Raw genomic sequence first — 19,606 nt, forward strand, 5'->3', positions numbered from 1 at the left:
CCGATGAGCCCCGCCGTCCGGGCTCTGACGGTCCTCTACGACGCCGACTGCTCCCTGTGCGTGCACCTGCGGAGCTGGCTGCTGCGACAGTCGCAGCTCGTGCCGCTGCACCTGGTGCCCGCGGGTTCCGCGGAGGCACGGCGCAGATACCCGCAACTCGATCACGCGCGGACCAGACGCGAGATCACCGTCATCGGCGACCGGGGCCAGATCTATTCGGGCCAGGCCGCGTGGATCGTCTGCCTATGGGCACTGGCCGAGCACCGGCCGAAGGCCCACTGGCTCGCCACTCCGGCCGGCGCCCCGTTCGTACGGGTCACGATGCTCGCCGCGGCCAAGTACCGCGAGGCGACCGGGGCGAGGGCGGCGGAAGCTGCCGTCGTCGCGGGGCCGGCCGGAGCGCCCGTCGTCGCGGGGCCGGCGGAGGTCGCTCCCTGCGACGACCGGTGTTCGGTACCCGACTAGGCTCGGGCACCGTGACTGAAGCGAACCCCCCTACCGAAGCGAAGGCCCCCAAGAGCGAGCAGACCCGCACGCTCATCCTCGAGACCGCGCTCCGGCTCTTCCAGGAGCGCGGTTATGACAAGACGACGATGCGGGCCATCGCCAAGGAGGCCGGTGTCTCGGTAGGGAACGCGTACTACTACTTCGGCTCCAAGGAACACCTCGTCCAGGGCTTCTACGACCGGATCGCCGCCGAGCACCAGGCGGCGGTCCGGCCCGTGCTGGACAAGGAGACCGACCTGGAGGCACGTATGGCCGGCGTGCTCACCGCCTGGCTGGACATCGCCGCGCCGTACCACGAGTTCGCGGCCCAGTTCTTCAAGAACGCGGCCGACCCGGAGAGCCCGCTCAGCCCCTTCTCCCCCGAGTCGGAACACGCCCGCGAGGCCGCCATCGACGTCCACCGGGAGGTACTTGCCGGGTCGAAGTCGAAGGTGGCCGAGGAACTGCGGGAGATCCTCCCGGAGCTGATGTGGCTCTCCCAGATGGGTCTGGTCCTGTACTGGGTCTTCGACCGCTCGGAGAACAGCGAACGCAGCAGGCGCCTCGCCGAACGCGGCGCCCGGCTGACCGCCCGGGGCGTGGCGCTCGCCCGTTTCCGGGTGCTGCGCCCGCTGGTCCGCGAGGTGCACGAGCTGTTCACCGACTTCCTGCCCGGTATGGCGGAGACCGTGGCCGCCCGCAAGAAGGCCGGACGCCCGGCCTGACACCGGCCTGCGGGCGGCGCCTACGCCCGGCGCGACGCGAGCTGTACGACGGTGATGTCGGACGCGGCCCCCACCCGCACCGGCGGACCCCACGCGCCCGCGCCGCGGCTGACGTACAACTGCGTGTCGCCGTACCGTTCCAGGCCCGCCACGGTCGGATTGGCCAGCTCGGCCACGAAGTTGCCGGGCCAGAGCTGGCCGCCGTGGGTGTGACCGGACAACTGGAGGTCCACGCCCTGCTCGACGGCGTCGTGGATGACGACGGGCTGGTGAGCGAGGAGCACGGCGGCGCGGGAACGGTCACGGTCGCCGAGGGCCCGTACGAAGTCCGGGCCCTGGCCCTCGTCCTCACCGGCAACGTCGTCGACGCCGGCGAGGTCGAAACCGCCCGCGATCTCGACGCGTTCGTTGCGCAGCGGCCGCAGGCCCAGCTCGCGGACGTGGTCGACCCACTCGTCGGCACCGGAGAAGTACTCGTGGTTGCCGGTCACGAAGAACGCGCCGTGGCGGGAGCGCAGCCCGGCCAGCGGCTCGGCCGCGGACCCGAGATCGGCGACGCTGCCGTCGACGAGGTCGCCGACGACGGCGACGAGGTCGGGCTGGGTGGCGTTGATCGAGTCGACGATGCGCCGGGTGTGGGCGCGCCCGAGGATCGGCCCGAGGTGGATGTCGCTGACGACGGCGATGCGGTAGCCGTGGGCGGCGCGCGGGAGCTTGGCGAGCGGCACGGTGACGCGCTTGACGCGGGGGCCGCGGAGGACGCCGTACGTGCCGTACCCGACCGTCCCGAGCGCGGCGGTGGCGGCTGCGCCGCCCACGACCCGGGCGACGAACACCCGGCGGGAGAGCGCCGCGCGGTGCGCGTCGACCCCGGCCGCATGGTCGTCCGCGGCCTCTGCCGCTCCCGGCGAGTCGGCGCTCCCCGTCGCGGCCGACCCGCCGCCGGAGACGGGGGCGTCCGTACGGGCACCCTCGGCATGAGCGCCGCCGATGTCCGGCGAGACCACGGTCTTCGTCGCCACGGCCCCGTCGCCGGGCAGGCTCGCCTGCTCCGCAGGAGCAGCGGCCCGAGCGCCGCCGGACGCCGCGGGGTCGGCCGTCTCGGGCACCAGGGCCCCGTCGCCGGAGGCGACCGTGGGCGCGGCGGTCTCTGCCGCGCCCGGCGAGCCGGCGCTCCCCGTCGCGGCCGACCCGCTGACAGAGGCCGGTGCAACGGACGACACTCCACTGGAGGCCGGCGCAGCGGACGCACCACCGGAGACCGGTGCAACGGGCCCGCCGACGGAGGCAATCGCGGCGCGGCGGTCCACAACCCGGCGCAGCACAGGGCGCAGCGCCTCACCCGCCACCAGGGCGAGCACCAGGTACAGCAGCACGGCGAGCCAGAGGAAGCCCGGCCAGGCCAGCACCTGCTGGACCACGAACGGCGCGCCCGCGCGGCCGGACGTCAGCGCACCGACCGACAGCAGCGGCAGCACCCACAGCAGCGCCGTGCCCACCCGGCGGGCGGTCCCGCCGGGCGCGGTCGTGTCACGCACCAGGCGGCGCCACACGTACCAATGCGCCGTCGTCAGCAGCGCGACGGTCAGAATGATCACGAGCACGACGACAGCCACCATGAACGCGTTCCCCTACCCCTTGTGCGCGCGCTCACGGCGCAATGCCCGCAGACCGCGCAACCCGATGATGCCGATGGCCGTCCCCAGGACAAAGGACGTGATGGCGAGCAGCAGATGGACCCAGAAGTACCCGGTCGGCTCGCCCGCGTCGTCGAAGGCGAGCCCGCTGGCGTCCTGCCACAGGTTTTTGACGAAAGTGATCCAGATGAACCAGCTCCATACCCCGAACGCGAGCAGGAACCAGGACACGGGGCGGCTGAGCTTCATGAGTCAAGTATCACGGGCGTCCCCCGACCGGGCCTCGCGGGGTGCTCTGTCCCGGCGTCGCTCGTGGCGGGTCAGCGGGCCGATCTCCACATTTTCTGCGACGCCCTGTACGTTCTCGTGCGTGTCTGCTCTGTCTGCTGCCTTCAAACCGTTCGCGAGAAGGGCCGCGCTCGCGGCTGTCGCCTCCGCGATGCTGCCCGCCATGACAGCCGTCCCCGCGTCCGCGGCGACGCTCGACGGCAAGCCGGCCAGGAGAGCGCCCAAGCCGCCGGCCAGCATGTCGACGGTCGGAGGGGCCCAATTGGGCAAGCCGGGCACTCAGGTCAGGCTCGGCGCGGGCGCCCCGGTCCTGCCCAAGGACGTCAGCGGCCGTGCGTGGATCGTGGCGGACGCCGAGAGCGGCGAGGTGCTCGCCGCCCACAACGCGCACTGGCGGCTGCCCCCCGCGTCGACGTTGAAGATGCTCTTCGCGGACACGGTGCTGCCGAAGCTGCCCAAGGACATGGTCCACAAGGTGACCGACACCGACCTCGCGGGCGTCGGAGACGGCAGCAGCCTCGTCGGGGTGAAGGAGGGCAACACCTACACGGTCCACGACCTCTGGCTCGGCGTGTTCCTGCGCTCCGGCAACGACGCGGTGCACGTGCTGGCGGAGATGAACGGCGGCATGTCGCGGACGGTCCAGGACATGCAGGCGCACGCGGAGGAGCTGCAGGCACTCGACACACGCGTCGTCTCCCCCGACGGCTACGACGAACCCGGTCAGGTCTCGTCGGCGTACGACCTCACGCTCATCGCCCGCAGCGGCATGCAGAAGAAGGACTTCCGCGAGTACTGCTCCACGGTCCGTGCGGCGTTCCCCGGCGAGCAGAAGGAGATCCAGAACACCAACCGCCTGCTCACCGGGGCGGCCGGGATCGAGCCGTACAAGGGCATCGCGGGCGTGAAGAACGGCAACACCACACACGCCGGCGCGACGTTCACCGGTGTCGCCGAACGCGACGGCCGCGTCCTGTTGGTGACGGTCATGAACCCGGACTCCGAGGAGAGCCAGGCCGTCTACAAGGAGACCGCCCGGCTGCTCGACTGGGGCTTCGCGGCAGCCGGAAAGGTCACGCCGGTCGGTGAGCTGGTGCCGCCGAAGTCGGCCGAGACGCCGTCGTCCGGCGCCGAGCCGGCCAAGAACGGCAAGGGCGCACCCGCGAAGCCCCTGGCCGCCGCCCAGCACGGCTCGGGCGGCAGGGGCATCGCACTCGCCGTCGTGGGCGGTGTGCTGGTGCTCCTGGCCGCGGGCGCGTTCCTCGTCAAGCGCCGTTGGCCGCTCCCCGAGCGGATGCGCCGCCTTCCGCGGTCCTGACCTGCTCGCGTCCGCTGTCCCGCGTCGCCGTCCAGGCGGCGCAGAACAGCAGGAGTTTGGCGGTGAAATTGATCCAGAGCAGGAGTGCGATCGGCACGCCGAAGGCGCCGTACATGCTGCGGGTCGCGACGCCTCTCATATAGCCGCCGAGCAGCAGCTTGAGCAGTTCGAAGCCGACCGCGCCGATGAGACCGGCCACGATCAGCCGGTGGCGCGGCGGCTGCACACCGGGCAGCAGCGTCAGCACATAGAGCAGGATCAGGAAGTCGGCGAGCACGGCGACCGCGAGTGCCGCGATCTGCAGCAGTACGCCGGCGATGCCGCCCTTCTCCAGGCCGAGCCGGTCCGCGCTCCAGCCGACCGCGGTGGAGCCGAGGGCCGAGGCGGCGAGCGAGGCGAGGCCGATGCCGCCGAGCCCGGCGAGCACTCCCGCGTCCTTGAGCCTGCGGAGCAGGGGATTGCCCGCGTCCTCGTCGTCGAGCTCCCACACCGCCCGCAGGCACTCCCTCATCGAACCGACCCAGCCGATGCCGGTGAGCAGCAGCAGGGCTCCGGCGACCGCCCCGACCGTGCCCGCGTTGGCGACCAGACCATTGATGTCGAGTTGGTCGGAGATGCCGGGCACCTGCTCGGACATCCTGCGCTTCAGCGTGTCCAGCGCCTTCTGGTCGAGCAGCGCCGCGGTGACCGCGGCGGCGACGGTGAGGAGCGGGAAGACGGCGAGGAAGCTGAGGAACGTGACGGCCGCGGCCAGCCGCGTCCAGTGCACCCGCTCCAGGGTCTCGTAGCTGCGCCAGGCGTGCGTGCGCATCAGCCGGGCGGCGAGCGGGCCGACGACGGGGAGCTTGATCAGCCAGTCCATGACGTACGCCTACCCGGCATCCGCCCGCCGACGACGGCGACCCACCGCACGGCGGCGAACCGGGCCAACCCGCCGCACCACGGCGAACCGGCGGCGGTCGATCGGATGGGGGTCAGGCGGTGGTGGCGCGCTCGTCGACCGGTGAGCCCTGCGCGGGCACGCCGGGGACACCCCCGCCGAAGGCGTAGGTGCGCAGCTTGCGCCACACCCCGTCCGCGCCCTGCTCGTAGAGCGCGAAGGACGCGCAGGTCCACTCGGCGGCGTAGTCCGCCAGCTCCTCGTACGCCCGGTCCATCGCCTCCTCGGCGATGCCGTGGGCGACGGTGACATGCGGGTGGTACGGGAACTGCAGCTCGCGCACGAGAGGGCCCGATGCGTCCCGTACCCGCTGCTGGAGCCAGGAGCAGGCCGAGCCGCCCTCGACGACCTGGACGAAGACGACGGGCGAGAGCGGGCGGAACGTGCCCGTGCCGGACAGGCGCATCCGGAAGGGGCGTCCGGCCGCCGCGACGGCGGAGAGGTGCGCCTCCACCGCGGGCAGCGCGGCGGAGTCGACCACGGTGGGCGGCAGGAGCGTGACGTGGGTCGGAATGCCGTGCGCGGCGGGATCCCCGAAGCCCGCGCGCCGCTCCTGGAGCAGGCTGCCGTACGGCTCCGGGACCGCGAGCGAAACGCCGAGCGTTACGGTCCCCACGTCGTTCTCCCTCTGTCTCGGTGCGCGGGCTGCCGGTACAGCCGTGCGCGGGTGTGCAGCGCCAGTGTGGCGGCTGTACCGCCGGTTCGGCCAGAGTCCTTGGACACAGCGCCCTCGGACTCTTTCCGTCCCGGCGGGTTCCTGGTATGCGCTGGGTGCGCGTCCGGGTGCGCTCAGTGCTTTGCAGGGATGAAGCCCACCCTTTCGTACGTGGTGGCCAACGTCTCCGCGGCGACCGCGCGGGCCTTCTCCGCGCCCTTGGCCAGGATGGAGTCCAGCGTCTCCGTGTCGTCCAGGTATTCCTGCGTCCGGGTGCGGAACGGTGTGACGAATTCGACCATCACCTCGGCGAGGTCGGTCTTCAGCGCACCGTAGCCCTTGCCCTCGTACTTCCGCTCCAGATCGGCCACAGCCGTACCCGTGAGGGTGGAGTAGATGCTGAGCAGGTTGCTGATGCCCGGCTTCTCGACCGCGTCGAAACGGATCACGGTGTCGGTGTCGGTGACCGCGCTCCTGACCTTCTTCGCGGTGACCTTCGGGTCGTCGAGCAGGTTGATCAGACCCTTCGGCGTCGACGCCGACTTGCTCATCTTGATCGACGGGTCCTGGAGGTCGTAGATCTTCGCCGTCTCCTTGAGGATGTGCGGCGCGGGGACGGTGAACGTCCGGCCGAAGCGGCCGTTGAAGCGCTCGGCCAGGTCGCGCGTCAGCTCGATGTGCTGGCGCTGGTCCTCACCGACCGGGACCTCGTTGGCCTGGTACAGCAGGATGTCCGCCACCTGAAGGATCGGGTACGTGAACAGGCCGACCGAGGCGCGCTCGGCGCCCTGCTTGGCGGACTTGTCCTTGAACTGCGTCATCCGGGACGCCTCGCCGAAGCCCGTCAGGCAGTTCATGATCCAGGCCAGCTGGGCGTGCTCGGGCACATGGCTCTGCACGAACAGGGTGCAGCGCTCGGGATCGAGCCCGGCGGCGAGCAGCTGGGCGGCGGCGAGCCGGGTGTTGGCGCGCAGCTCCGCGGGGTCCTGCGGGACGGTGATCGCGTGCAGGTCCACGACCATGTAGAACGCGTCGTGGGACTCCTGCAGCGCCACCCACTGGCGGACGGCGCCGAGGTAGTTGCCGAGGTGGAACGAGCCGGCGGTGGGCTGGATCCCGGAGAGCACACGAGGTCGACGCTGCATGGCGGAGCCATTCCCCTGCGGGTGGTGGTGGGCGACGGGCGGGCGAACTGAGGCCATGCTCCACATTCTCTCAGGTGCGGAAGCGGTGTCCGGCCGCCGGTGGTCAAAGGCGCGCGACCGGGGGCGGCCCGGGTACGTGAGCCCGGGCCGCCCGTGGGACGGGTGCGGCTCCGAGCTAGGCGGCCAGGCCCGGGGCCGGGTACACCGCCATCAGGTCGGACACCTCCGCGCGGATCGCGGCGAGCGCGTCCTCGTCGCCCTTGGCCGCCGCCGCGACGCCGCGGTCGATCCACTCGGCGACCGCGGCCATGTGCTCGGTGCCGAGGCCGCGCGAGGTCAGCGACGGCGTGCCGATGCGGATGCCGGACGGGTCGAAGGGCTTGCGGGGGTCGAAGGGGACGGTGTTGTAGTTGACGACGATCCCGGCCCGGTCGAGGGCCTTCGCCGCGATCTTGCCGGGGACGTCCTTGGAGGTGAGGTCGATCAGGATCAGGTGGTTGTCGGTGCCGCCGGAGACCAGGTCGAAGCCGCGGGCGAGCAGTTCGGCGGCGAGTGCCTTGGCGTTGGCGACGACGGAGTGGGCGTAGTCGCTGAAGGAGGGCCGGGCCGCCTCGTGCAGCGCAACGGCGATCGCCGCGGTGGTCTGGTTGTGCGGGCCGCCCTGGAGGCCCGGGAAGACCGCCTTGTCGATGGCCTTGGCGTGCTCCTCGCGGGACATCAGCATGGCGCCGCGCGGCCCGCGCAGGGTCTTGTGGGTCGTGGTGGACACGACGTCGACGTGCGGGACCGGCGAGGGGTGGGCGCCGCCCGCGACGAGGCCCGCGATATGGGCCACGTCGGCGACCAGCACCGCGCCGACCTCCCGGGCGATCTCGGCGAAGGCGGGGAAGTCGATGGTGCGGGGCAGCGCGGTGCCGCCGCAGAAGATGACCTTGGGGCGCTCCGTGAGGGCCAGGTCGCGGACCTGGTCGAAGTCGATTGTCCCGGTGTCGTGGCGTACGCCGTACTGCACACCGCGGAACCAAGTGCCGGTGGCCGAGACGCCCCAGCCGTGGGTGAGGTGGCCGCCCATGGGCAGGGCCATGCCCATCACGGTGTCGCCGGGCTGGGCGAAGGCGAGGTAGACGGCGAGATTGGCCGGGGAGCCGGAGTAGGGCTGGACGTTGGCGTGGTCGACGCCGAAGAGGGACTTGGCGCGCGCGACGGCGAGCCGCTCGACCTGGTCGATGTACTGCTGGCCCTCGTAGTAACGGCGGCCCGCGTAGCCCTCGCTGTACTTGTTCTGCAGCACGGTGCCGGATGCCTCCAGCACGGCCGCGGAGACGTAGTTCTCGCTGGGGATCAGGCGCAGGGTGTCGGCCTGGAGCCGTTCCTCGGCGCCGACGAGGGCGGCGAGCTCGGGGTCGGTGGCCAGGAGCGCGGGGTGCGGCAGGGGAAGGGGCATGGTGTCCTCCGGGACGGTCCGTGGCATCGGTCGTTGTCCCGGGGTGCCCAGGCGATCGACACCACGCGTCACTACCCGTACGGCTCCCTCGGGGTCACTTCCCCGTACGCCAGTCGCCGCACGCGCCGACCACCCTAGCGGGCACGCCGACAGCCCGGTGCCCCCGTCCGGATGGCGAGCGACGATAGAAACGAGGCACCACCCCGGATCCGGGCACCGTCCAGGGGACGGGGCGCCGCCCCCGCCGCATGGCCTGTCCTGACGATCGGAGCACCCGTGTCGACCACGACTTCTGCCATCGCCTCCGCGGAGGCGCACAGCGCGCACACCTACCACCCCCTCCCGGTCGTCGTCGCCTCGGCCGACGGCGCCTGGATGACCGATGTCGAGGGGCGCCGGTTCCTCGACATGCTCGCCGGCTACTCGGCCCTCAACTTCGGGCACTGCAACCGCAGGCTGATCAATGCGGCGAAGGCCCAGCTGGACCGGGTCACCCTCACCTCCCGCGCCTTCCACCACGACAGGTTCGGGGACTTCTGCGCCCAGCTGGCCGAGCTGTGCGGCATGGAGACGGTGCTGCCGATGAACACCGGCGCGGAGGCGGTGGAGACGGCGGTCAAGACGGTCCGCAAGTGGGGCTACCGGGTCAAGGGCGTCCCGCAGGGCCAGGCGAAGATCATCGTCGCGGCGAACAACTTCCACGGCCGTACGACCACGGTGATCAGTTTCTCGACAGACCACGAGGCGCGCGCGGACTTCGGCCCGTACACGCCTGGCTTCGAGATCGTGCCGTACGGCGACCTGACCGCGCTGGAGGCGGCCATGTCCGCGAACACGGTGGCGGTGCTGCTGGAGCCCATCCAGGGCGAGGCCGGGGTGCTGGTCCCGCCGCGCGGCTACCTCCCCGGCGTGCGCAGGCTCACCCGGGAGCGCGGGGTGCTCTTCGTCGCGGACGAGATCCAGTCCGGTCTGGGCCGGACCGGGAAGACGTTCGCGTGCGAGCACGAGGGTGTGGTGCCGGACATGTACGTGCTGGGCAAGGCGCTCGGCGGGGGTGTCGTGCCGGTGTCGGCGGTGGTGTCGTCCGCCGAGGTCCTCGGCGTGTACCGGCCCGGCGAGCACGGGTCGACGTTCGGCGGCAATCCGCTGGCCTGTGCGGTGGCGCTGGAGGTCCTCGCGATGCTGCGCACGGGTGAATTCCAGGCGCGGGCGGCCGAGCTGGGCGAACATCTGCACCATGAACTCGGCCTGCTCACAGGCAGCGGCGCCGTGACGGAGGTCCGCGGGCGCGGTCTGTGGGCGGGTGTGGACATCGCCCCGGGCCTGGGCACGGGCCGGGAGATCTCGGAGAAGCTGATGGACCGGGGTGTCCTGGCCAAGGACACCCACGGTGCGACGATCCGGCTCGCGCCGCCGCTGGTGATCAGCAAGGAGGACCTGGACTGGGGACTCGACCAGCTCCGTGCGGTCCTCACGGGGTGAGCCGGCCCTCATGGGCTCGGCCGCGGGCGGCGGGCGGCTACGGATGGTCCTCGCAGGCTGAGCCGCGGTTGGCAGCTCGGAGCGTCCTGAGCCCGTCCTGAGCCGCCATCCGAGGCGTCGCGCGTCGCTGAGCCGCCATCCGAGGCGCGGCGCGCCATCGGTTCCTCCCGCCGCGGACCCGTCGCGCTTGTCGCCGCGCCGTCGCCGCGCCGGGTGCCCGGCCTACTCCAGGGACCGGCACAGGGCGTCCAGCGCCCCCGCCCAGGCACTGTCCGGCGGTGTCGCGTACCCGACGACAAGTCCCTCGCGGGCGTCCGCCACGGCATCGGCATGGCGGAAGTCCGACAGGCCCGGCACCGCCAGGCCGTGCCATGCCGCCGAGCGGATCGCCTCGGGCTCGCCGCCCGGCGGGAGTTCGAGCACCGCGTGCAGCCCGGCGGCTATCCCGCTGACCCGGACGGCGGGGGCCCGCTCCGCGAGTGCCGCCACCAGCTGGTCGCGTCGCCGCCGGTACCGCAGCCGCATACCGCGGACATGCCGGTCGTAGGCGCCGGACGTGATGAACTCCGCCAGCGTGAGCTGGTCCAGCGCACCGGAGGCCCACTCCTCGCGGCCCTTGGCCTCCAGCACCTCGCCCACCATGCTCTCCGGCAGCACCATCCACGCCAGCCGCAGTCCGGGCGCCAGCGACTTGCTCGCCGTGCCCATGTAGACGACGCGCTCCGGGTCGAGTCCCTGGAGCGCGCCGACGGGCTGCCGGTCGTAGCGGAACTCGCCGTCGTAGTCGTCCTCGAGGATCACGCCGCCCGTCCTGCGCGCCCAGTCGACCGCCGCCGCACGCCGGTCGGGATGCAGCGGAACGCCCAGCGGGAACTGGTGCGCGGGCGTCATCAGCACGGCGCCCACGCCGCGCATCGTGCCCAGCGCCCGGGTGCGGGTGCCGGCGCCGTCGAAGGGCAGGGCGGGCGTGCGCAGTCCCGTCCTCGTCAGCAGGTCCCAGTGGAAGTCGAGCCCGTACGACTCGACGGCCACCTCCCGCACCCGCCGGCGCGCGAGGACCTTGCCCATCAGCACCAGGCCGTGCACGAAGCCGTTGCAGACGACGACCCGTTCGGGCGCCGCGTACACGCCGCGGGCGCGGGCCAGGTAGTCGGCCAGCGCGGTCCGCAGCTCGATGCGGCCGCGCGGATCGCCGTATCCGAACGCCTCGTGCGGCGCGGCGGTCAGCGCCCTGCGCGCGGCCTTGAGCCATTCGGCGCGCGGGAACCGCGCGAGGTCGGGGCTGCCCGGCGTCAGGTCGTGGGCGGGGCCGCGGGACACGGGCCGCGGCCCGACCGGGCTCTCGCGGACGAGCGGTCCGCGCGGCGCGGACCTCCCCCGTGGCCTTCGCCACGCGGGCGCCCCCAGGGCCACGCGGGTGCCCGAGCCCTGCTGCGCGACGAGCCAGCCCTCGGCGACCAGTTCCGCGTAGGCGTCGGCGACGGTGTTGCGGGCGACGCCCAGGTCGGCGGCGAGGGACCGGGACGACGGAAGCCGGGTGCCGGGCGCGAGCCTGCCGGTGCGCACGGCCTCCCTCAGAGCGTCCATGAGGCCGCTGCGCAGCCGGGTCCCGCGCAGTTCCAGATGAAGGTCGGTGCCGAAAGTGGCCCAGGAATCCGTCATGAAAGTGGACCATATCGACATGCCACAGGGCCCGTACGGTCGTAGCCATGACGACCAACGACACGTACGCGCCCGAGCACGAGCCCCGCATCAGCGTCGCCGCCCTCCTGCCCGACGTCTACAAGGCCATGGTCCGGCTGGACGGGGCGGCCGGGGAGAACCTCGACCCCGCCCTGCTGGAGCTGGTGAAGATCCGCGCCTCGCAGCTCAACCACTGCGCGTTCTGCCTCGACATGCACAGCAAGGACGCCCTGGCGGCGGGCGAGTCGGTGGAGCGCATCGTGCAGCTCAGCGCCTGGGGGGAGTCGCGGCACTTCTACACCGAGAAGGAGATCGCGGCGCTCGAACTGACGGAGGCGGTGACGGTGCTGACCGATGGTTTCGTCCCCGACGAGGTGTACGAGAAGGCCGCGAAGCACTTCGACGACACCGAACTGGCCCACCTCATCGCCTCCATCGCGGTGATCAACACCTGGAACCGGTTCGCTGTGGCCGGGCGGCTCGTCCCCGGCCACTACACGCCCGGCTCGCTGAAGCACTGAAGGGGCGCGAGATGACCGCAACCGCTGGGGCGTTCCGCGCCCTTCACCACGGACGCGAGCCCGGCGATCCGCTCGTCCTGCCGGGGCCGTGGGACGCGGCGAGCGCCCGCGCGTTCGCCGACGCGGGCTTTCCCGCCCTCGCGACGCCGAGCGCGGGGGTCTCGGCGTCCCTCGGCCACGAGGACGGCGAGGCCCCGGCGGACGAGATGTTCGCGGCCGTCGCCCGTATCGCACGGGCCGTCGCCGTCCCCGTGAGCGCCGATGTCGAGGACGGCTACGGCCTGCCGCCGCAGGAGCTGGTGGCACGGCTGCTTCAGACGGGCGCGGTGGGCTGCAACATCGAGGACACGGACCGCGCGACGAAGAGCCTCAAGGACCCGCACCGGCACGCCGACTGGCTGGCGGAGATCCGCGCGGAGGCGGGTGACGCGCTGTTCGTCAACGCCCGCGTCGACACGTTCCTGCGCGCGGTGGGCGACCCGGCGGAGGCCGTCGCCCGTATGCGGCTGTATGTCGCGGCGGGCGCGGACTGTGTCTACCCGATCGGTGTGCCGTCCGGGCAGCTGCCGCTGTTGCGCGCTGCCACCGAGGCCCCGATCAACGTGTTCGCGCCCGCCTCCGACCCACCGGTGGCCGAGCTCGGCCGGCTGGGCGCGACCCGCATCACCTTCGGCCCCGGCCTGCACCGCCGTGCGCAGGCTGCGGTGGCGGACATGGCCCGCGAGCTGTACGGGACAGGGCCTGGGCGGGCGAAGCTCTGAAGAGGGTCAACTGCACGGAGGGACAAGCCTGTCGGGGGACACGATCAGCCCATGCTCGGACTCACCAAGCGGGAACAGTCAGTGATCGTGCTGCGCGACGCGGACGGCATCGTCGCCGCGGTCCGCGCCGCGCTGGACCGGGCCGCCCCGGAGGAACGCGCCGGACTCGAGCGGGCCCTGGAGATCGTCGAGGACGCGTCGGCCACGACGTTCGAGGACCTGCGGGCCCGCTGGGTGCGCCGGCGTCTCGACGCGGCGGGCGTGGCGGGCCCCGCGGACTCCATCCCGGCGATCAAGGCCCTGCGGGAAGCCGCACCGGGCCTGAGCCTCAAGTCGGCGGTGGACCTGGCGAAGACCGCGCGGTCGGCCGAGTCGGCACGCCGCGGCACCTGGCGGAACCCCGCTCGCCTGCCGAGCCCCGGCCCGCTCGCCTCCCGAGGCCCGCGCCGGGGCGGCAGGGTGGGGCGACGCGGCGGGGCGCCAGGGCGGGCGGCGGGGCCGGGGCGGCAGCGCCTGCGGCCGCCCCGGAACCGGCCCGCCCCGGGTGTCACTTCTTCGGCAGCCAGGCCTTCCACGTCGACTCGTTCGCCTTGACCCACTTCTCGGCCGCGGCCTCGGGGGACATCTTCTCACCGGCGATCATCTGCGCGACCTCGTTCTGCTGCTCGGTCGTCCACGTGAAGTTCTTCAGGAACTCGGCGGCGTCCCCGCCGTTCTTCGCGAAGTCCGCGTTGAGGAACTTCTGCAGCGGGGTGTTGGGGTAGGCGCAGGCGACCTTCTCAGGGTCGGCGTCGCAGCCCTCCTTGTACGCCGGGAGCTTGACCTCGACCAGGTCGACCTCGGCGTTCAGCCACTGCGGCGTCCACCAGTACGTGAGGAAGGGCTTCTTGTCCTTCACGTACTTCTTGATGGCCGTGATCTGCGCCGCCTCGGAACCCGCGTAGTTGGTCTTCAGATTCAGGTCGAGGTTCTTGATGATCGCGTCGTCATTGGTGACGTAGTCCGGCGAGCCCTCCAGGATCTCGCCCTTGCCGCCGCTCTCGGCGGTCGCGAGCTCCTTGGCGTACTTGTCGAGGTTCTTCCAGTCCGTCACGTCGGGGTGCGCGTCGGCGAAGTACTTGGGCACGAACCAGCCGATGTGGCCGGTGACACCGAGGTCGCCGCCCTTGACGACGGTCTTCTTGTCCTCGACGTACCGCTTCTCCTCCTTGGGGTGCCCCCAGTCCTCCATGATCGCGTCGATGTCGCCCTTCGAGAGCGCGTCCCAGGCGAGCACCTCGCCCATCTGCTGGGACTTGACCGTGTAGCCGAGCTCCTTCTCCAGGATGTACTCGGCGACGGCCGTGTTGGCCTGCGCGCCGACCCAGGAGGGGACGGTCAGCTTCACGGTCTTGGCGCCGTCGGCCGCGTCCTGGCTCTTGCCGGTCTCGGCGGCACTGCACGCGCTGAGCGAGAGGACGCCCAGGGCGCCGACGACGGCGGTGGCGGTACGGAGGGTTCTGGTGCGGTTTCGCATGATGGGGCTCCTGCTGTTGGTGACGGGGATGTCAGTGGTGGTCAGGGGGCGTTCCGGACGGATCAGGGACGCTTGCGGGCCGTGGGCTGCGTGACCCGGTCGAGTACGAGACCGAGGCAGACGATCGCCACACCGGCCGTCATCCCGAGGCCCATCTCGCCGCGGGACAGGCCCTTGACGACGTCGTAGCCGAGCGCTCCGCCGCCGACGAGGGCGCCGACGACGACCACGGCGAGGACCAGCACGACGCCCTGGTTGACGGCGAGCTGGAGAGCCGGCCGGGCGAGCGGCAGCTGGACCTGGAAGAGCTGCTGCCGGGTCGAGGCACCGAGTGAGCGCGCCGCCTCCATCGCGGCGGGGTCGACCTCACGCAGGCCCTGTGCGGTGATGCGCACGACCGCGGGCAGCGCGTAGACGACGGCCGCGATGATGGCCGACGCCCTGGTGACGCCGAAAAGCGCCACGACCGGGATGAGGTAGACGAACTGCGGCATCGTCTGCATGGCGTCGAGGACGGGCCTCAGCCAGCGTTCCAGCCGCCCGGCACGGGCGCACACGACGCCCGCGAGGACGCCGAGGACCAGCGTGACGACCAGTGCGGCCAGCACCTGGGAGAGCGTGTCGAGGGACTTCGTCCACACGCCGAGCACACCGATCGCCGACATCGCGAGCGTGGCCGTCAGCGCCGTCGCCCACGTCCCGACGAGCCATGCCAGGCCGGCGACGATCAGCAGGACCGCCCACCAGGGCAGCCAGAACAGGCCGTCCCGCAGCGGGTTGAGGACCCACAGGGTGAACTGCTCCGACCACGTCTCGGTGCCGCCGAGCACCGGGACGCCGGAGGAGAAGTGGGCGGTGATCCAGCTCTGTGCCTTGTTCACGGGGGTGGAGATGTCGAACGTCCAGGCCTCGGGCCAGGCGGTACCGACGAGGAACCGCGCCGACACCGCCGCGACGACACCCGCCGCGACCAGCGCCCAGCCCGAGCGGCCGTGCAGCGGTCCGTCGCCGGGCGTGCTCTGACCGATGCGGTCGCCGGCCGCCGCGGTGGTGCGGTCGAGCCAGATCGCGATCAGCACGATCGGGATACCGGCGGCCAGCGCCATGCCGACGTCGACGGTGGAGAGCGCCGAGTAGACCTCTTCACCGAGGCCGCCGGCGCCGACGAGCGCGGCGATGACGACCATCGACAGCGCCATCATGATCGTCTGGTTGAGGCCGAGGAGCATCTGCTGACGGGCGAGCGGCAGCCGGGCCGTCCGCAGGCGCTGCCATGGGCTCGCGCCGAGCGAGGCGGCCGCCTCGAGTACCGAGGGGTCCGCGCCGCGGAGCCCGAGCGCCGTCAGGCGGGCCATGGGCGGGGCGGCGTAGATGACCGTGCAGAACAGCGCGGCCGGCGTGCCGGTGCCGAAGACCAGCACGAAGGGCAGCAGGTACGCGAAGGCGGGCAGCACCTGCATGGTGTCGAGCACCGGCCGCAGCGCACGGTTGATCGGGTCGGACAGACCGGCCGCCAGTCCGATCAGCACACCGAGCAGCGCGGCGACGGCCACGGCGACGACCATCAGCGCGATGGTGAGAAGCGTGGCGTTCCACATGCCCAGCAGTCCGCACAGGGCGAACGCGCCGAAGGCGGTCGCGGCGACCTTGACACCGCTGCGTCCGAGCCCGGCGGCGCGCCAGGCGAGGAGGACGCCGGCGGCGAGCACCCCGACCCAGCCGATCGAACTCAGCAGGTCGTACACACCGCCCACCGCGTCGGTGGCCGTGTTGGACAGGTGCAGCAGGAAGTACAGGAACAGCGGGTGGGTGTCCCGGTTGTCGACGACCCATCTGTTGGCGTCGTCGAGCGGCCCGGAGATGTCGATGTGCAGGGCGGCCGGCCAGCTGCCGCTGCCCCACAGGGCGATCCCGGCGGGCACCAGCACGACCGCGAGGGCGGCGAGCACCAGCAGCTTGGCCTTCACGGGCCGGCGCAGGATGTCGCGCAGCGGCTGCCCGGTGATGTTCTTCTTCTCCGCGGCGGGCGCGGACACGGCAGCGGTCATCGAGACCACCGTCCGTCAGTACTTCGGCGAGCCGCCGTGTGCTGTCGGCGTATCACGCGGCCACCCCCTTGGGGCCGGACGTGCCCGCCACGACGGCCAGCAGGTCCGCGTGGCCGACGACGCCCAGGCAGCGGCCGTCCTCGACGACGCGGGCCGTCTGCCCGGTACGGGCCACGGCCTCGATCGCCTCGAAGACGGTCGCGCCGGGGGCCAGCGCGGGCCCTGCTTCGGCTTCGTCCCCGTCGGCGGGCCGCATGGCGGTGCGAACCGTCATGACCTGCTCGCGCGGCACGTCGCGGACGAAGTCCCGTACGTAGTCGTCGGCGGGGGCGCCCACGATCTGCTCCGGGGTGCCGAGCTGCACGATCCGGCCGTCCCGCATCAGCGCGATGCGGTCGCCGAGCTTCAGCGCCTCGTTCAGGTCGTGCGTGATGAAGACCATCGTGCGGCCCTCCTCACGGTGCAGCCGTACGACCTCCTCCTGCATGTCGCGGCGGATCAGCGGGTCCAGCGCGCTGAACGGCTCGTCGAACAGCAGCACCTCCGGGTCCACGGCGAGCGCGCGCGCCAGACCGACACGCTGCTGCTGGCCGCCCGACAGCTGACCGGGCCTGCGGTGTTCCAGGCCCTCCAGGCCGACCTTCGCCACGACTTCGGCGGCACGCGTGCGGCGCGCGGCCCTGCCCATGCCCTGGATCTCCAGACCGTAGGCGACGTTGTCGAGCACCGATCGGTGCGGCAGCAGGCCGAAGTGCTGGAAGACCATGGAGGCACGGTGGCGGCGCAGTTCGCGCAGCCGCGCGGTGTCCATGGAGAGCACGTCCTCGCCGTCGATGGCGATCGTCCCGGAAGTCGGCTCGATCAGCCGGGTCAGACAGCGCACGAGCGTGGACTTGCCGGAGCCGGACAGGCCCATGACGACGAAGACCTCGCCCTTGCGCACGTCGAAGGAGACGTCCCGTACGGCTGCGGTGCAGCCGGTGCGTTCGCGCAGCTCGGCGGGGGGCAGGGCGGCCAGCGCGGGGTCGGCCGGGACCTTTGCGGCCTTGGGGCCGAAGACCTTCCACAGGTCGCGTACGGAGAAAACGGCCGGCGCTTCGGCGGCCGCGGCCGCCCCGCCGGAGGCATCGGGCTTCTGGGCAGGCACCTTGACGGTCGCCGCCTTCGCGGTCGACGCCTGGGTGTCCGACGCCTTGACCTCGGACGCCTTGGCCTTCGACGCCTTGATCTCGGACGCCTTCGTCTCGGACGCCTTCGTCTCGGACGCGTTGATCTCGGACGCCTTGGTCTTCGACGCCTTGATCTCGGAGGCGTTGTTCTCGGGCGCCTTCGTCTCGGACGCCTTGATCTCGGACGCGTTCGAATCTGCCTTCATGGGATCTGCCTTCATGGGATCTGACGTCATCGGTTCCCGCCCCTCTTGTCGGCTTCCGCAGCCAGCAGGTCCGCACATTTCTCCCCGACCATCAGCACGGTGATCATCGGGTTGACGGCCGTCATCGTCGGGAAGACGGACGCGTCAGCGATCCGGATGCCGTTGAGGCCGCGGATCTTCAAGTCGGGTGCGACGACCGCGAGTTCGTCCCCTTCCGAGCCCATCCGACAGGTACCCGCCGGGTGGTAGACGGTGTGCGCGACCTTGCGCGCGTACTCGCTGATGCCCTCGTCGGAGGTGACCTCCGGCCCCGGGCAGACCTCACGCTTCAGCCACCCGGCAAGCGGCTCCTGCTTCGCGATCTCGCGCGCGATCCTGATCCCGTCGACCAGCGTGCGGCCGTCGTAGTCGTCCTCGTCGGTGAAGTACCGGAAGTCGAGGGCGGGCTTGACCTCGGGGTCCGCGCTGGTCAGGTAGAGGCGGCCGCGGCTCTTGGGCTTGGGGATGTTGGGGGTCATCGACACGCCGTGCGCGGGCCGTTCGTAGCCCAGGCGCTCGGGGTTGTCGGTGAAGGCAATCTGGTAGAAGTGGAACATCAGGTCGGGGCCCGCGGACGCGGGGTCCCGCCGTACGAAGAGCCCGGCGTCGCTGTCCATCGCGGAGTTCTCCGGGATGGGCCCGTGGGTCTCCCAGACGATGACCGACTCGGGGTGGTCGAGCAGGTTCTCACCGACGCCCGGCAGATCGTGCACGACCGGGATCCCGAGCTTCTCCAGGTCGGCGCGCGGCCCGATGCCGGAGTGCAGCAGCAGCCTCGGGGTGTCCACGGCGCCCGCGCACACGAGCACCTCGCGCCGTGCCCGTACGACGTGCTCCTCGCCGTCCTTGGTGCGCACGTGCACGCCGGTGGCCTGGGTGCCGTCGAGTTCCAGCCGGAACGCCCAGGTCTCCAGGGCGATGTGCAGGTTCGGCCGGTCGAGGAAGGGGTGCAGGTAGGCGACCGACGCGGAGGAGCGCTTGTTGTTCTCCGGGTGGTACGCGAGGTCGAAGAAGCCGACGCCCTCGTGGAACGGCGCCTTGTTGAAGCCCTCTACGCGCGGCACGTCGAGCGCTGTCTGCGCGGCGTCGACGAAGTCACGGGCGATGGCGTTCCGGTCGGCCTCGTCGACGGGGACGATGTTGTTGCGCAGCTTGACGAAGTACGGGTCCATCGACACGGCGTCCCAGCCCTCGGCGCCGGCGTCGGCCCACTCGTCCCAGTCGGACGGCAGCGGCTTGAAGGCGATGAGGGTGTTGTGGGACGAGCAGCCGCCGAGCACTCGGGCGCGGCTGTGGCGGATGTGCGAGTTGCCGCGGGGCTGCTCGGTGGTCGGGTAGTCGTAGTCGAGTTCGCCGCCGAGGAGGCCCATCCAGCGGCGCAGGGTGAGCACGTCGTCTCGGCCGACGTCGCTGGGGCCGCCCTCGATGACGGCGACGGTGACGTCGGGGTTCTCGGTGAGGCGGGAGGCGATCACGGAGCCGGCGGTCCCGCCGCCGACGACGACGTAGTCGTACACGGTGTGCTGCTCGGTCATGTGCTGCT

General features: G+C 71.9%; 18 protein-coding genes and 1 riboswitch. Of the genes, 7 read left to right on the forward strand and 11 right to left on the reverse strand.

Going from position 1 to position 19,606, the window contains the following annotated elements:
* Nucleotides 1-3 precede the first annotated feature (3 nt).
* Both ACH5AF_RS33440 and ACH5AF_RS33445 read left to right on the forward strand, forming a co-directional pair.
* Nucleotides 4-465, forward strand: a complete 462-nt coding sequence (locus tag ACH5AF_RS33440; RefSeq protein WP_398907058.1) for a thiol-disulfide oxidoreductase DCC family protein — start codon at nucleotides 4-6, stop codon at nucleotides 463-465.
* 11 nt (nucleotides 466-476) lie between these two features.
* Nucleotides 477-1,211 (forward strand): TetR/AcrR family transcriptional regulator, encoded by a 735-nt coding sequence (locus ACH5AF_RS33445; protein ID WP_398907060.1) that lies wholly within the window; start codon nucleotides 477-479, stop codon nucleotides 1,209-1,211.
* A 20-nt stretch (nucleotides 1,212-1,231) separates the two neighbouring features.
* Here the strand turns inward: ACH5AF_RS33445 and ACH5AF_RS33450 are convergent, their stop codons facing one another.
* Both ACH5AF_RS33450 and ACH5AF_RS33455 read right to left on the reverse strand, forming a co-directional pair.
* Nucleotides 1,232-2,830 (reverse strand): metallophosphoesterase, encoded by a 1,599-nt coding sequence (locus tag ACH5AF_RS33450; RefSeq protein ID WP_398907061.1) that lies wholly within the window; start codon nucleotides 2,828-2,830, stop codon nucleotides 1,232-1,234.
* Between the two features lie 12 nt (nucleotides 2,831-2,842).
* Nucleotides 2,843-3,097 (reverse strand): SCO4848 family membrane protein, encoded by a 255-nt coding sequence (locus ACH5AF_RS33455; protein ID WP_251022982.1) that lies wholly within the window; start codon nucleotides 3,095-3,097, stop codon nucleotides 2,843-2,845.
* Nucleotides 3,098-3,287: 190 nt separating this feature from the next.
* Here ACH5AF_RS33455 and ACH5AF_RS33460 point away from each other — a divergent pair, with 190 nt between their 5' ends.
* Nucleotides 3,288-4,454 carry a D-alanyl-D-alanine carboxypeptidase family protein gene (locus ACH5AF_RS33460; RefSeq protein ID WP_398907131.1) on the forward strand — a complete coding sequence of 389 codons (1,167 nt, stop codon included), beginning with the start codon at nucleotides 3,288-3,290 and terminating at the stop codon, nucleotides 4,452-4,454.
* Here the strand turns inward: ACH5AF_RS33460 and ACH5AF_RS33465 are convergent.
* The 4 genes from ACH5AF_RS33465 to glyA form a co-directional block, all read right to left on the reverse strand.
* Nucleotides 4,402-5,316, reverse strand: a complete 915-nt coding sequence (locus ACH5AF_RS33465; protein WP_398907063.1) for a YihY/virulence factor BrkB family protein — start codon at nucleotides 5,314-5,316, stop codon at nucleotides 4,402-4,404. The genes ACH5AF_RS33460 and ACH5AF_RS33465 overlap by 53 nt on opposite strands.
* 112 nt (nucleotides 5,317-5,428) lie before the next feature.
* The gene (locus tag ACH5AF_RS33470; RefSeq protein ID WP_398907064.1) at nucleotides 5,429-6,010 is read right to left on the reverse strand and encodes a 2'-5' RNA ligase family protein; all 582 of its coding nucleotides are present in this window, start codon (nucleotides 6,008-6,010) and stop codon (nucleotides 5,429-5,431) included.
* A gap of 173 nt (nucleotides 6,011-6,183) precedes the next feature.
* The gene (gene trpS, locus ACH5AF_RS33475; RefSeq protein ID WP_398907132.1) at nucleotides 6,184-7,194 is read right to left on the reverse strand and encodes a tryptophan--tRNA ligase; all 1,011 of its coding nucleotides are present in this window, start codon (nucleotides 7,192-7,194) and stop codon (nucleotides 6,184-6,186) included.
* A gap of 175 nt (nucleotides 7,195-7,369) precedes the next feature.
* Entirely contained in the window at nucleotides 7,370-8,638 is a 1,269-nt protein-coding gene (gene glyA / locus ACH5AF_RS33480; RefSeq protein WP_398907066.1) for a serine hydroxymethyltransferase, read from the reverse strand.
* A 38-nt stretch (nucleotides 8,639-8,676) separates the two neighbouring features.
* Nucleotides 8,677-8,765: riboswitch (ZMP/ZTP riboswitch) on the reverse strand.
* A 149-nt stretch (nucleotides 8,766-8,914) separates the two neighbouring features.
* Between glyA and rocD the strand changes: the two genes are divergently transcribed.
* Nucleotides 8,915-10,120, forward strand: a complete 1,206-nt coding sequence (gene rocD, locus ACH5AF_RS33485; protein ID WP_398907068.1) for an ornithine--oxo-acid transaminase — start codon at nucleotides 8,915-8,917, stop codon at nucleotides 10,118-10,120.
* 222 nt (nucleotides 10,121-10,342) lie between these two features.
* On the opposite strand, the gene ACH5AF_RS33490 is transcribed toward rocD, so the two are convergent.
* Nucleotides 10,343-11,782: a PLP-dependent aminotransferase family protein gene (locus ACH5AF_RS33490; protein ID WP_398907069.1), complete on the reverse strand. Its 1,440-nt coding sequence runs from the start codon at nucleotides 11,780-11,782 to the stop codon at nucleotides 10,343-10,345.
* A 47-nt stretch (nucleotides 11,783-11,829) separates the two neighbouring features.
* Here ACH5AF_RS33490 and ACH5AF_RS33495 point away from each other — a divergent pair, with 47 nt between their 5' ends.
* From ACH5AF_RS33495 to ACH5AF_RS33505, 3 genes are read left to right on the forward strand one after another with little or no spacing between them, the layout of a single operon-like run.
* The gene (locus tag ACH5AF_RS33495) at nucleotides 11,830-12,324 is read left to right on the forward strand and encodes a carboxymuconolactone decarboxylase family protein (protein ID WP_398907071.1); all 495 of its coding nucleotides are present in this window, start codon (nucleotides 11,830-11,832) and stop codon (nucleotides 12,322-12,324) included.
* 11 nt (nucleotides 12,325-12,335) lie between these two features.
* A complete protein-coding gene (locus tag ACH5AF_RS33500; protein ID WP_398907072.1) occupies nucleotides 12,336-13,085 on the forward strand; it encodes an isocitrate lyase/phosphoenolpyruvate mutase family protein in 750 nt (249 codons plus the stop codon).
* Nucleotides 13,086-13,136: 51 nt separating this feature from the next.
* Complete coding sequence (locus tag ACH5AF_RS33505) at nucleotides 13,137-13,679, forward strand: hypothetical protein (RefSeq protein ID WP_398907074.1); 543 nt, start codon at nucleotides 13,137-13,139, stop codon at nucleotides 13,677-13,679.
* On the opposite strand, the gene ACH5AF_RS33510 is transcribed toward ACH5AF_RS33505, so the two are convergent.
* The 4 genes from ACH5AF_RS33510 to ACH5AF_RS33525 all read right to left on the reverse strand — a co-directional run bounded on the left by ACH5AF_RS33510 (nucleotide 13,633) and on the right by ACH5AF_RS33525 (nucleotide 19,598).
* A complete protein-coding gene (locus tag ACH5AF_RS33510; protein WP_398907076.1) occupies nucleotides 13,633-14,601 on the reverse strand; it encodes an ABC transporter substrate-binding protein in 969 nt (322 codons plus the stop codon). The two genes, ACH5AF_RS33505 and ACH5AF_RS33510, sit on opposite strands and share 47 nt — an antisense overlap.
* 62 nt (nucleotides 14,602-14,663) lie before the next feature.
* A complete protein-coding gene (locus ACH5AF_RS33515) occupies nucleotides 14,664-16,649 on the reverse strand; it encodes an ABC transporter permease (protein ID WP_398907078.1) in 1,986 nt (661 codons plus the stop codon).
* A 52-nt stretch (nucleotides 16,650-16,701) separates the two neighbouring features.
* On the reverse strand, nucleotides 16,702-18,024 hold the full coding sequence (locus tag ACH5AF_RS33520; RefSeq protein ID WP_398907080.1) for a glycine betaine/L-proline ABC transporter ATP-binding protein: 1,323 nt from the start codon (nucleotides 18,022-18,024) through the stop codon (nucleotides 16,702-16,704).
* Between the two features lie 26 nt (nucleotides 18,025-18,050).
* Entirely contained in the window at nucleotides 18,051-19,598 is a 1,548-nt protein-coding gene (locus ACH5AF_RS33525; RefSeq protein ID WP_398907081.1) for a GMC family oxidoreductase, read from the reverse strand.
* Nucleotides 19,599-19,606: the final 8 nt, after the last annotated feature.

Origin of the sequence: Streptomyces sp. NPDC018833 (assembly GCF_044390825.1) — a bacterium.
Taxonomy (GTDB): Bacteria; Actinomycetota; Actinomycetes; order Streptomycetales; family Streptomycetaceae; genus Streptomyces.

Coding starts and splice junctions, on each gene's coding strand:
- ACH5AF_RS33440 (WP_398907058.1), top strand. CDS start 4: ATGAGCCCCGCCGTCCGGGCTCTGACGGTCCTCTACGACGCCGACTGC.
- ACH5AF_RS33450 (WP_398907061.1), bottom strand. CDS start 2,830: ATGGTGGCTGTCGTCGTGCTCGTGATCATTCTGACCGTCGCGCTGCTG.
- ACH5AF_RS33455 (WP_251022982.1), bottom strand. CDS start 3,097: ATGAAGCTCAGCCGCCCCGTGTCCTGGTTCCTGCTCGCGTTCGGGGTA.
- ACH5AF_RS33460 (WP_398907131.1), top strand. CDS start 3,288: ATGCTGCCCGCCATGACAGCCGTCCCCGCGTCCGCGGCGACGCTCGAC.
- ACH5AF_RS33465 (WP_398907063.1), bottom strand. CDS start 5,316: ATGGACTGGCTGATCAAGCTCCCCGTCGTCGGCCCGCTCGCCGCCCGG.
- trpS (WP_398907132.1), bottom strand. CDS start 7,194: ATGCAGCGTCGACCTCGTGTGCTCTCCGGGATCCAGCCCACCGCCGGC.
- glyA (WP_398907066.1), bottom strand. CDS start 8,638: ATGCCCCTTCCCCTGCCGCACCCCGCGCTCCTGGCCACCGACCCCGAG.
- ACH5AF_RS33490 (WP_398907069.1), bottom strand. CDS start 11,782: ATGACGGATTCCTGGGCCACTTTCGGCACCGACCTTCATCTGGAACTG.
- ACH5AF_RS33495 (WP_398907071.1), top strand. CDS start 11,830: ATGACGACCAACGACACGTACGCGCCCGAGCACGAGCCCCGCATCAGC.
- ACH5AF_RS33500 (WP_398907072.1), top strand. CDS start 12,336: ATGACCGCAACCGCTGGGGCGTTCCGCGCCCTTCACCACGGACGCGAG.
- ACH5AF_RS33505 (WP_398907074.1), top strand. CDS start 13,137: ATGCTCGGACTCACCAAGCGGGAACAGTCAGTGATCGTGCTGCGCGAC.
- ACH5AF_RS33510 (WP_398907076.1), bottom strand. CDS start 14,601: ATGCGAAACCGCACCAGAACCCTCCGTACCGCCACCGCCGTCGTCGGC.
- ACH5AF_RS33515 (WP_398907078.1), bottom strand. CDS start 16,649: ATGACCGCTGCCGTGTCCGCGCCCGCCGCGGAGAAGAAGAACATCACC.
- ACH5AF_RS33520 (WP_398907080.1), bottom strand. CDS start 18,024: ATGAAGGCAGATTCGAACGCGTCCGAGATCAAGGCGTCCGAGACGAAG.
- ACH5AF_RS33525 (WP_398907081.1), bottom strand. CDS start 19,598: ATGACCGAGCAGCACACCGTGTACGACTACGTCGTCGTCGGCGGCGGG.